The sequence below is a fragment of the Streptomyces amakusaensis genome (assembly GCF_039532665.1).
Lineage (GTDB): Bacteria > Actinomycetota > Actinomycetes > Streptomycetales > Streptomycetaceae > Streptomyces > Streptomyces amakusaensis.
In genome coordinates this window covers 108,084-119,492 of record NZ_BAAASB010000022.1, presented here as the reverse complement: position 1 = coordinate 119,492, position 11,409 = coordinate 108,084, and the positions used below count along the sequence as shown (strand labels likewise).

Sequence of the window (11,409 nt, the reverse complement as noted above, 5' to 3'; positions counted from 1 at the left end):
CGCCCCCGCCCCGCCCGGCCGAACCCCCGCGCCGCCCACCGGCCGCCGCCGCACCCGCGGCCCCGCCGCGCCCCCCGCGCGTCCCGCCGTCGCGGCCCCCGGGCCCGCGGGCCCGTCGACGCCACCCCGCGTACGACGCGCCCATCGACATCACCGCCCGGCTGCGCCCCGTCGGCGAACTCCCCGGACCCCGGCCCGCCGGCCCCTGGCCGCCGCCGCCCGAGCACCCCGCCGGCACCGCCGGCCTGCCGCCGCACCCGGTCCGCACCCGCCGTCCCATACGCACCGCCGCCGCCCTCGCCTGCGCCGTCCTGGGGCTCGGCCTCATCGGCGGAGCGGCCACCGGGAGCTGGCTGACCGGCGACTCCAGCGCCGACACCGCGACCCACACCGCGTACACCGAGGGCCGCACCCTCTGGCACAGCCTCCCCGTGGACGTGTTCTTCCCCCGCACCCTGAACGGCAAGGGCGCGGGCCCCGGCGGCGCCGACCGGGTCTGGACCCGGATCGCCGTCGCCCCCGACGGCGACTGCGCCACCAGCCTCGACCCGCTCCTGGCCCGGGCCCTGGAACCGGTCGGCTGCGGCCGGGTGCTGCGCGCCACCTACACCGACGCCACCTCCAGCCATGTCACCACCGTCGGCATGGTCTTCACCAAGGGCGACATCGCCGCCATGCGGGCGCTCAAGGCCCGCTTCACCACCGAGGGCCTCGCCAAGCGCCCCGACCTGATGCCGCGCGCCCTGCGCGGCCCCGGCACCGTCGCCGAGCACTTCGGCGACCGGCAGCGCGCGAGCTGGAGCATCAGCGTCCTCACCGACGCGCCGGTCGTGGTCTTCGCCGTCTCCGGCTTCGCCGACGGCCGGGCCGTCGCCGACCCCAGGCCCGCCGCCGAGGCCCGTGCCAAGGGAGCCACCTCGGCCCCCGCGCAGTCGGGCCTCGGCCATGAGGCCGGAGGCGTCGCCGAGGGCATCGAGCAGGCCCTGCGCGGCGGCCTCAGCACCGCCATGGAGACCTCGAGATGACCAGAGCGCCCCGCAGGACCCGGCTCGCCGCCGCCCTCACCGCCACCGCCTTCCTGGTGCTGCCCGCCCTCCCGGCGCGCGCCGACGGGATACGCCCCCAGCAGTGGGGCCTCGACGCCCTCAACACCGACCGGGCGTGGCGCACCACCAAGGGCGAGGGCATCACCGTCGCCGTGCTCGACACCGGCGTCGACGACCAGCACGCCGACCTGGTGGGCAATGTCCTGCCCGGCAAGGACCTCATCGGCTTCGGCGCGGGCCGGGGCGACCGGGCCTGGGCCCGGCACGGCACCGCCATGGCGGGCATCATCGCCGCGCACGGCCACGGCCCGGCCGGCGAGGACGGCGTCATGGGCATAGCGCCCGAGGCGAAGATCCTGCCCGTCCGGGTGATCCTCGAAAGCGGCGACCCGGCCCGGGACAAGGCCCGCAACTCCCGGGGCACCGCGCTCGCCGAGGGCATCCGCTGGGCCGCCGACCAGGGCGCGGACATCATCAACCTCTCCCTCGGCGACGACAGCGAGTCCGCCCACGCGGAGGCCGGCGAGGACGCGGCCGTGCGGTACGCGCTGGACAAGGGCTCCGTGGTCGTCGCCTCCGCGGGCAACGGCGGCGAGAAGGGCGACCGGGTCTCCTACCCCGCCGCCTATCCCGGCGTGATCGCCGTGACGGCCGTCGACCGCTTCGGCACCCACGCCTCCTTCTCCACCCAGCGCTGGTACGCCACCGTCAACGCGCCCGGCGTCGACGTGGTCATCCCCGACCCGGACCGGAAGTACTACCAGGGCTGGGGCACCAGCGCCGCCGCCGCCTTCGTCTCCGGCGCGGTCGCCCTCGTACGCTCCGCGCACCCCGCGCTGACCCCCGCGCAGATCAAGCGACTCCTCGTGGACACCGCCCGCGACGCCCCGGGCGGCGGGCGCGACGATGCCAAGGGGTACGGGATGGTGGACCCCGCCGCCGCGATCGAGGCGGGCGGAAGGCTGCGGCCCGCCGACCCGAAGGCGGCGACGGCGGGGTACGACCGGCAGTACTTCGGCCCCGGACCGCAGCCGGTCGCGGCCGTCGAGGAGCCCGCCGACTGGCTCGCCCCGCTCGCGGGCGGAGCCGGGGCGGTGGTCCTGGCGGCCGCGGTGGTGCTCTGGCGCGGCGCACGGGAGCCCGCCGACCGCTGACCGGCCGCGGCCGGGCGGCCGGGGACCGCCCTGAGTGCTCCGGCCGGGGGGCGACGAACTACCCTCGACGCGTGGCGCTCAAGAACATCCCCGACTCCGGTTTCTCCGACGACGACGGCACCGCCGACCCGCGGCTCGCCGCGGCCCTCGAGGCCTGGTCGCACGACCGGGCCGCCGAGCAGCCGGTGCTCGAAGCCCTCCGGGAGGCCCGGCTGCTGGTCCCCGTGGTCGCGGTGCTCGGCGAGGTCGAGACCGACGAGAGGGGACTGCGCCGGGAGAAGACCAGCGACATGGCCGTGCCCACGCTCACCGCGGGCGACCGCCGGGCGCTGCCCGCCTTCACCTCCCTCGCCTCGCTGGCCCGCTGGGACCCCGAGGCCCGCCCGGTCGCCGTCCCGCTGCACCAGGCGCTCCAGGCGGCCGCCCACGAGCGGGCCGACACCCTCGTACTGGATCTCGCGGGACCCGTTCCGTACCAGCTGAGCGGCCCCGCGCTGCTCGCCCTCGCGGAGGGGCGCACCAGCACCGACCCGCTGCGCGACCCGGCCGTCACCGAGGCGGTGCGGGAGGTGGTGGCCGCCGAGCCCGCCGTGGTCCGGGCGCATCTGGGCCCGGGCGGCGCGGACGGCACCCTCGCCCTGGTGCTCGCCGCCGACGCGGCCCCCGGGCCCGCCGTCCGCCGTGTCGCCGAGGCCCTGGCGGGCCACGACGCACTGAGGGCCCGCCTGGTGCGGGGCCTCGACCTGGCACTGCTGCCGGCCGGGGCCACCCCTCCGGGCGAGCCCTTCTTCGTACGGTAGGAAAGGGGCGGGAGAGCCCGCGGGGTCAGCCGTAGACGGGGCCGGTGTACTTCTCGCCCGGCCCCTGGCCCACCTCGTCCGGCACCAGCGACGCCTCGCGGAACGCCAGCTGGAGCGACTTCAGGCCGTCGCGCAGCGGCGCGGCGTGGAAGGAGCTGATCTCGGTGGTGCTGGCGTCGAGCAGACCGGCCAGCGCGTGGACCAGTTTCCGGGCCTCGTCCAGATCCTTGTGCTCCTCGCCCTCCTCGGTCAGGCCGAGCTTCACGGCGGCGGCGCTCATCAGGTTCACCGCGACCGTGACGATCACCTCGACGGCGGGGACTTCCGCGATGTCGCGGGTCATGGCGTCAAAGCCGGGGGACTCGTGGATGTCGGAGGCAGGGGTCGCGTCACTCATGCCCCACACGATATGCCCCGGCGCGGGCGCCCCGTCCCGGGCCGTCGGTTAGCCCTCACCGGGCGAAGCTGCTAACCTTGTGTGACGACCGGCTGGACGCTTCTGTGTCCGGCCCACAAGTGGAGGCTCCGATCTCCCACCTGACCGTCCTCCGGGACGGCGGGTCACCGGTCAGGCGATGCCCATCGTTCCGTACGGACGATGGAAATCGCCCGATGTGCGCCCTGCGGCTGGCCGCGGTGGTGCTCCGGATTTGAGGAGCTGCCGCCTGTGTCCCGTCCGGGGCATTTTTCATGTTCCGGCGCGGTTGGTCTTACCAAACAGACGTTGCGTGGCCCTCTGCCAGTAGGCCGCGCAGTGCTACCGAGGAGGATCCATCAGCGCCGAGCCCCGCATCAACGACCGGATTCGCGTTCCGGAAGTGCGGCTTGTCGGTCCCAGCGGTGAGCAGGTCGGCATCGTCCCGCTCGCCAAGGCCCTTGAGCTCGCACAGGAGTATGACCTCGACCTGGTCGAGGTCGCGGCGACCGCCAGGCCGCCCGTGTGCAAGCTCATGGACTACGGGAAGTTCAAGTACGAGTCGGCCATGAAGGCCCGTGAGGCGCGCAAGAACCAGGCGCACACGGTCATCAAGGAGATGAAGCTCCGGCCGAAGATCGACCCGCACGACTACGACACCAAAAAGGGTCACGTCGTCCGGTTCCTCAAGCAGGGCGACAAGGTCAAGATCACGATCATGTTCCGTGGTCGTGAGCAGTCCCGCCCCGAGCTCGGCTACCGCCTGCTCCAGCGTCTCGCGACCGATGTCGAGGACCTCGGTTTCATCGAGTCGAACCCGAAGCAGGACGGCCGGAACATGATCATGGTTCTCGGTCCGCACAAGAAGAAGACCGAGGCCATGGCCGAGGCGCGTGAGGCCCAGGCCGCACGCAAGGCCGACCGTGAGGGCGCGAAGGTCCAGGCCGACGCCCCCGCCGACGCTCCTGCCGAGGCCCCCGTCGACGCCCCCGCCGAGACGCCTTCCGAGGCGTGACCCGAGGGGCTGCCGCGAGGCGCCCCCGGTCCCGCCCGGATCCACAACCCAAGATCTGACGCTCCCGCACGCATGCCGGCACCTCGTGTGCCGGGGGAGCGCCACTGACGAGGAGATAACGGCGCTATGCCGAAGAACAAGACGCACAGCGGTTCCAAGAAGCGCTTCAAGATCACCGGCTCCGGCAAGGTGCTCCGTGAGCGCGCCGGCAAGCGCCACCTGCTCGAGCACAAGCCGTCCACGCTGACGCGTCGCCTCTCGGGCAACGCGGAGATGGCTCCGGGCGACGCCAAGAAGATCAAGAAGCTTCTCGGCAAGTGACGCTCTCTCCGCCCAGCCCCCGGTGACGGGGGAGCGGGCGGAGCGACGTCGAGACCGGGACCTCATCGAATTCGGGTCGTGTGGGTATCACCACGGCCCCGCTACAAGGAGTTAACAAGTGGCACGCGTCAAGCGGGCAGTCAACGCCCACAAGAAGCGCCGGGCGATCCTCGAAGCCGCCAAGGGCTACCGCGGTCAGCGTTCGCGCCTGTACCGCAAGGCCAAGGAGCAGGTCACCCACTCCCTGGTCTACAACTACAACGACCGCAAGAAGCGCAAGGGCGACTTCCGTCAGCTGTGGATCCAGCGCATCAACGCCGCTGCCCGCGAGAACGGCATGACGTACAACCGCCTCATCCAGGGTCTGAAGGCCGCCAACATCGAGGTGGACCGCAAGATCCTGGCCGAGCTGGCCGTCAACGACGCCAACGCGTTCGCCGCGCTGGTCGAGGTCGCGCAGAAGGCCCTGCCGGCCGACGTCAACGCGCCGAAGGCCGCCGCCTGAGCCTCGCGCCCAGATGTGTGCTTTCCGGACCCGCAGGCCCTTGGGCCTGCGGGTCCGCGTGCGTCTGCCAGGCCGACGACCCACCCTCGGCCGAGCCCCGATGAAGAACCTTGTGTAGCGAAAGTGAGTTCATGGCCGCCCCCGAGTTGATCTCCCCGCGTTCCTCCCGTGTCGCCGCAGCCCGGCGGCTCGCGAAGCGGAACTTCCGCGGCAAGGAGCGGCTGTTTCTCGCCGAGGGCCCCCAGGCCGTCCGGGAGGCCGCCCGGCACCGCACCGGGGGCGAGGCGACCCTGGTGGAGCTGTTCGGCACACCGGAGGCCGCCGAGCGGTACGCGGACATCGTCGACGCGGCACACGAGGCCGGGGCCCGGATCCATCTCGCCGACGAGGCGGTGATCGCCGACATCTCGACCACGGTCACCCCGCAGGGCCTCGTCGGCGTCTGCCGGTTCATCGACTCGCCCTTCGAGGCCGTCGTCGCGGCCCGGCCAAAACTCGTCGCCGTGCTCGCCAACGTGAGGGACCCCGGGAACGCCGGGACCGTGCTCCGGTGCGCCGACGCCGCCGGGGCCGACGCGGTCGTCCTCACCGACGCCTCCGTCGATCTGTACAACCCCAAGGCCGTACGCGCCTCCGTCGGCTCCCACTTCCATCTGCCGGTGGCCGTCGGAGTCCCCGTCGAGCAGGCCGTACGCGCCCTGAAGGACGCCGGTGTGCGCGTGGTCGCCGCCGACGGGGCGGGCGAGGACGACCTCGACGCCGAACTCGACGCGGGCACCATGGGCGGCCCCACCGCCTGGATCTTCGGCAACGAGGCCTGGGGCCTGCCCGAGGAGACCCGCGCGCTGGCCGACGCCGTCGTCCGGGTGCCGATCCACGGAAAGGCCGAAAGTCTCAATCTGGCGACCGCCGCCGCCGTCTGCCTCTACGCCTCGGCGCGCGCCCAGCGCGCGGGGGGCGCGCACTGAACAGCGCGGGTCCGCCGGTGACGCCGCGGCTCACCGAGGGGGTGCACTCGCGCGGGGGCTCCGCACGGTCACATCCAGCTAGTAGGGTGACGGGCTCGGGGGGCCCACTGAGCGCCGGCCGAGAGGTGGGGACACACGGATGGCAGTCGGTACCAGCAGGCCCACGGAGACGCACGGGACGCTTCTGTGCCCCGTCGGCGACGCCGGCATGACCGGGGTCGACCCCGACGACCTCCCCGACGGGCTGGTCATCGCCGACGAGGACGGCCGGGTCGTCTGCTTCAATGCCGCCGCCGCCCGGATCACCGCCGTCGCCCCCGGCGACGCGATGGGCAGACCCCTGGAGCGGGCACTGCCCCTGGAAGACCTCAAAGGGCAGCGCTGGTGGGCCCTGACCGACCCGTACGGCGGCCTCGCCACCCGGGTCGGCCAGCCCGAGCGCAATCTGCTGCTCCCCGGCGGCCGTGAGGTCCTGGTCTCCGCGCGCTATGTGCGCGAGTTCCCCACCGGGCCGATACGCCGGCTCGTCATCAGCCTCCGGGGCACCGAGGCCCGCCGCCGCAACGAGCGCAGCCACGCCGAGCTGATCGCCACCGTCGCCCATGAGCTGCGCTCCCCGCTCACCTCCGTCAAAGGCTTCACCGCCACCCTGCTCGCCAAGTGGGAACGGTTCACCGACGACCAGAAGCGGCTGATGCTGGAGACCGTCGACGCCGACGCCAACCGGGTCACCCGGCTCATCGCCGAGCTGCTCGACATCTCCCGCATCGACTCCGGCCGTCTGGAGGTGCGCCGCCAGCCCATCGACATCGCCGCCGCCGTCGGACGCCATGTCCAGGCCCACATGGCCACCGGCCAGAGCCCCGACCGCTTCTTCGTCCGGGTCCGCCGCGAGCTGCCCGCCCTGTGGGCCGATCCCGACAAAATCGACCAGGTGCTCGGCAATCTGCTGGAAAACGCGGTGCGCCACGGCGCGGGAACCGTCACCATCGAGGTGGCGCCCGCAGCGGCGAAGGACGACGAGAGAGGCACGGCCGTCACCGTGAGCGACGAAGGTCCCGGCATCCCCGAGGAGTCGATGGGCCGCGTCTTCACCCGCTTCTGGCGGGGGAGCAAGCGCGGCGGCACCGGCCTGGGCCTCTACATCGTCAAGGGCATCGTCGAGGCCCACGGCGGCGCGATCACCGTCGGCCGGGGCCCCGGCGGCGGCGCGGAATTCCGGTTTATCCTGCCCGTGGGCGCCCCGGCCTATCTGGCCTGAGCCGCCCCCGGGCTTCCCGCCCCGCCGCGCGGACCACCCCCGGCGGGCCCCCCGGGACCGTCCCCGGACCGGCGATCCCCGCGCGCCCTTTAGAATCGGCCTTTGGCGCCTTCGTGCCCACACGGACGTCGAGCGGGGCACACAGGTCCGGGGACGTCCCCCGGTAAACGCAGCATTCAGCGCAGCATCAGCCAATCGGAAGCACGGGAAGAGATGTCGGCACCGAACAAGTCGTACGACCCTGTCGAGGTCGAGGCACTGAAACCGGAAGAGATCGAGCGCATGCGGGACGAGGCGCTCACCGCCTTCGCGGCCGCCGGCGACCTCGACGCGCTCGCGGCCGAGAAGGTCGCGCACACCGGCGGAGCCTCGCCGCTGGCACTCGCCAACCGTGAGATCGGCGCGCTGCCCCCGCAGGCGAAGGCCCAGGCGGGAAAGCGCGTGGGCCAGGCCCGCGGCGCGGTGAGCAAGGCGCTCGCGGCCCGCCAGAGCGAGCTGGAGGCCGAGCGCGACGCCCGGGTGCTGGTCGAGGAGGCGGTGGACGTCACCCTGCCGTACGACCGGATCCAGGCCGGCGCCCGCCACCCGCTGACCACCCTCTCGGAGCGCATCGAGGACGTCTTCGTCGCCATGGGCTACGAGGTCGCCGAGGGCCCCGAGGCCGAGGCCGAGTGGCTCAACTTCGACGCGCTGAACATCGGCCCCGACCACCCCGCGCGCGGCGAGGCCGACACCTTCTTCGTGGCCGGCCCCGACGGCACGGCGGACTCCGGGGTCGTGCTGCGCACGCACACCTCCCCGGTGCAGATCCGCTCGCTGCTCGACCGTGAGCCGCCGGTCTACGTGATCTGCCCCGGCCGGGTGTACCGCACCGACGAGCTGGACGCCACCCACACCCCCGTCTTCCACCAGGTCGAGCTGCTCGCCGTGGACGAGGGCCTGACCATGGCGGACCTCAAGGGCACCCTGGACCACATGGTGCAGGCGCTCTTCGGCGAGGGGATGACGACCCGGCTGCGGCCGAACTTCTTCCCCTTCACCGAGCCGTCCGCCGAGATGGACATGGTCTGCTACGTCTGCCGCGGCGCGTCCGTCGGCAACCCGGACCGCCCCTGCCGCACCTGCTCCAGCGAGGGCTGGATCGAGCTGGGCGGCTGCGGAATGGTCAACCCCAAGGTGCTCGTCGCCTGCGGCGTCGACCCCAGCAAGTACAGCGGATTCGCCTTCGGGTTCGGCATCGAACGGATGCTGATGTTCCGCCACAACGTAGAAGACATGCGAGACATGGTCGAGGGTGACGTTCGTTTCACCAGGCCGTTCGGGATGGAGATCTGATGCGGGTCCCGCTTTCCTGGCTGCGGGAGTACGTCGACCTGCCGGCGACGGAGACCGGCCGTGACGTACAGGCCAAGCTCATCGCCGCCGGCCTCGAGGTCGAGGCCGTCGAGCAGCTCGGCGCCGGCCTCACCGGCCCCCTGGTCGTCGGCCGCGTCGCCGCCATCGAGGAACTCACCGAGTTCAAGAAGCCCATCCGCCACTGCCTGGTGGATGTCGCTGATGCCAATGGCACGGGCGAGCCGCAGGAGATCATCTGCGGCGCGCGGAACTTCGCCGTCGGCGACAAGGTCGTCGTGGCGCTCCCCGGCGCGGTCCTGCCCGGCGACTTCCGGATCGCCGAGCGCAAGACGTACGGCCGGATGTCCCGGGGCATGATCTGCTCCACCGACGAACTGGGCATGGGCGACGACGGCACCAAGGGCATCATCGTCCTGCCGCCCGAGCACGAGACCGGCACCGACGCCATCGAGCTGCTGGGGCTGTACGACGAGGTCCTCGACATCGCCGTCACCCCCGACCGCGGCTACTGCCTCTCGCTGCGCGGCGTCGCCCGCGAGACCGCCACCGCCTACGGGCTGCCGCTGCGCGACCCCGCGCTGCTGGACGTCCCCGGCCCCAACGCGTACGGCCACCCCGTCAAGGTCTCGGACCCGATCGGCTGCGACCGCTTCACCGCGCGCACCGTCACCGGGCTCGACCCCGAGGCGCGCTCCCCGATCTGGCTCCGGCGCCGCCTCCAGAAGGCGGGCATGCGCCCGATCTCGCTCGCCGTCGACATCACCAACTACGTGATGCTGGAGCTGGGCCAGCCGCTGCACGCCTACGACCGCACCCGTGTCGAGGGCCCCATCGGCGTCCGCCGCGCCGAGGCCGGCGAGAAGCTCACCACCCTCGACGGAGTCGTCCGCACCCTGGACGCCCAGGACCTCGTCATCACCGACGACCGGGGGCCGATCGGCCTCGCGGGCGTGATGGGCGGAGCCGACACCGAGATCGCCGACGCCGCGCCCGACCCGGAGACCGGAGCGGTCCGGGGCACCACCGAGGTCGTCATCGAGGCCGCGCACTTCGACCCGGTCGCCATCGCCCGGACCGCGCGCCGCCACAAGCTCTCCTCCGAGGCGTCCAAGCGCTTCGAGCGCGGAGTGGACCCGCAGGCCGGGGCCGCCGCCGCACAGCGCACCGTCGATCTGCTGGTGCTGCTCGCCGGCGGGACCGCCGAGGCCGGCGTCACCCACATCGTCTCGCCGTCCGCGCCGCGCACGGTCTCGATGGCGGCCGACCACCCCGACCGGGTCGCCGGCGTCGAGTACGGCCGGGAGACCGTCGTACGCCGCCTCCAGGAGGTCGGCTGCGACGTCTACGGGCAGGACGAGCTGGTCGTCACCGTCCCCTCCTGGCGTCCCGACCTCACCGCGCCCAACGACCTCGCCGAAGAGGTCATCCGGCTGGAGGGGTACGAGAACCTCCCCGCCACGCTGCCCAGGCCGCCGGCCGGACGCGGGCTGACCGGACGCCAGCGGCTGCACCGCAGGGTCGGCCGGGCGCTCGCCGGAGCGGGCTATGTGGAAGCGCCGAACTACCCCTTCATCGGCGCACGCGTCCTCGACCAGCTCGACCTCCCGGCGGACGACCCCGCCCGCCGGCTGGTCACGCTCGTCAACCCGCTCTCCGACGAGGAGCCCTCGCTCCGCAGCACCCTGCTGCCCGGACTGCTCGGCGCGCTGCGCCGCAACACCGGACGCGGCAGCCACGACCTCGCGCTCTTCGAGACCGGGCTGGTCTTCCACCCGGCCGCCGAGCAGGCCGCCGCGCTGTCGCTGCCCGTCGACCGCAGGCCCACCGACGCGGAGATCGCCGTACTGGACGCCGCGCTGCCGGTGCAGCCCCGGCACGCCGCCGTGGTCCTCGCCGGAGCCCGCGAGCGCTCCGGCTGGTGGGGCGGCGGACACCCGGCGAACTGGGCGGACGCGATCGAGGCCGCCCGGCTCGTCGCCCATGAGTCCGGCGCCGAACTCGCCGTCGACCAGGCGCAGTACGGCCCCTGGCACCCCGGCCGCTGCGCCGAGCTGTCCGTCGTCCTCGACGGCGTGAAGACGCCCGTCGGACACGCCGGAGAGCTGCACCCCCGGGTCGTCAAGGCCCTGGGGCTGCCCGAGCGCACCTGCGCCATGGAGCTGAACCTGGACCTGGTGGGGCGGGCGGGCGAGGGCGAGCTGACCGCGCCCCGGATCTCCGCCTTCCCGGTGGCCACCCAGGACGTGGCGCTCGTCGTGGACGCGGGCGTCCCCGCCGCCGCGGTCGAGCACGCGCTGACGCTCGGCGCGGGCGAGCTGCTGGAGTCCATCCGGCTGTTCGACACCTTCACCGGCGAGCAGCTCGGCGAGGGCAAGAAGTCGCTGGCGTACGCGCTGCGGTTCCGCGCCGCCGACCGCACGCTCACCGTCGAGGAGGCCTCCGCCGCCCGTGACGCGGCGGTCGCCCACGCGGCCGAGCGGACCGGGGCGGTGCTCCGGGGAGCCTGACCCTCCCGCCACCCGGCCGCAGGGGCGCATCCGTATCCGGACGCGCCCCTGCGGCTTTTCC

Annotated in this window: 11 protein-coding genes; 10 read left to right on the top strand and 1 reads right to left on the bottom strand. The window is 73.4% G+C overall.

Annotated features, from left to right (window positions below; genetic code table 11):
- The 3 genes from ABD371_RS30500 to ABD371_RS30490 form a co-directional block, all read left to right on the top strand.
- On the top strand, window positions 1-1,025 hold a 1,025-nt coding region (locus tag ABD371_RS30500), incomplete at its 5' end, for a hypothetical protein (RefSeq protein ID WP_425575830.1).
- On the top strand, window positions 1,022-2,200 hold the full coding sequence (gene mycP / locus ABD371_RS30495; protein ID WP_344484039.1) for a type VII secretion-associated serine protease mycosin: 1,179 nt from the start codon (window positions 1,022-1,024) through the stop codon (window positions 2,198-2,200). The genes ABD371_RS30500 and mycP, both read left to right, overlap by 4 nt.
- Window positions 2,201-2,271: 71 nt before the next feature.
- Window positions 2,272-3,000 carry an SseB family protein gene (locus ABD371_RS30490; protein ID WP_344484037.1) on the top strand — a complete coding sequence of 243 codons (729 nt, stop codon included), beginning with the start codon at window positions 2,272-2,274 and terminating at the stop codon, window positions 2,998-3,000.
- A 25-nt stretch (window positions 3,001-3,025) separates the two neighbouring features.
- On the opposite strand, the gene ABD371_RS30485 is transcribed toward ABD371_RS30490, so the two are convergent.
- A complete protein-coding gene (locus ABD371_RS30485; RefSeq protein ID WP_344484035.1) occupies window positions 3,026-3,397 on the bottom strand; it encodes a DUF1844 domain-containing protein in 372 nt (123 codons plus the stop codon).
- A gap of 376 nt (window positions 3,398-3,773) precedes the next feature.
- Here ABD371_RS30485 and infC point away from each other — a divergent pair, with 376 nt between their 5' ends.
- The 7 genes from infC to pheT all read left to right on the top strand — a co-directional run bounded on the left by infC (window position 3,774) and on the right by pheT (window position 11,348).
- Window positions 3,774-4,430, top strand: coding sequence for a translation initiation factor IF-3 (gene infC / locus ABD371_RS30480; protein WP_190124519.1), 657 nt, complete (start codon window positions 3,774-3,776; stop codon window positions 4,428-4,430).
- Between the two features lie 126 nt (window positions 4,431-4,556).
- Entirely contained in the window at window positions 4,557-4,751 is a 195-nt protein-coding gene (rpmI, locus tag ABD371_RS30475; protein ID WP_153480691.1) for a 50S ribosomal protein L35, read from the top strand.
- Window positions 4,752-4,869: 118 nt separating this feature from the next.
- The gene (gene rplT / locus ABD371_RS30470; protein ID WP_190124401.1) at window positions 4,870-5,256 is read left to right on the top strand and encodes a 50S ribosomal protein L20; all 387 of its coding nucleotides are present in this window, start codon (window positions 4,870-4,872) and stop codon (window positions 5,254-5,256) included.
- Between the two features lie 131 nt (window positions 5,257-5,387).
- The gene (locus ABD371_RS30465; protein ID WP_344484024.1) at window positions 5,388-6,224 is read left to right on the top strand and encodes a TrmH family RNA methyltransferase; all 837 of its coding nucleotides are present in this window, start codon (window positions 5,388-5,390) and stop codon (window positions 6,222-6,224) included.
- Window positions 6,225-6,363: 139 nt separating this feature from the next.
- Complete coding sequence (locus tag ABD371_RS30460) at window positions 6,364-7,485, top strand: sensor histidine kinase (protein ID WP_344484021.1); 1,122 nt, start codon at window positions 6,364-6,366, stop codon at window positions 7,483-7,485.
- Window positions 7,486-7,698: 213 nt separating this feature from the next.
- Window positions 7,699-8,820 carry a phenylalanine--tRNA ligase subunit alpha gene (pheS, locus tag ABD371_RS30455; RefSeq protein WP_344484018.1) on the top strand — a complete coding sequence of 374 codons (1,122 nt, stop codon included), beginning with the start codon at window positions 7,699-7,701 and terminating at the stop codon, window positions 8,818-8,820.
- Window positions 8,820-11,348 (top strand): phenylalanine--tRNA ligase subunit beta, encoded by a 2,529-nt coding sequence (gene pheT / locus ABD371_RS30450; protein ID WP_344484015.1) that lies wholly within the window; start codon window positions 8,820-8,822, stop codon window positions 11,346-11,348. The genes pheS and pheT overlap by 1 nt, the downstream gene beginning before the upstream one ends.
- Window positions 11,349-11,409: the final 61 nt, after the last annotated feature.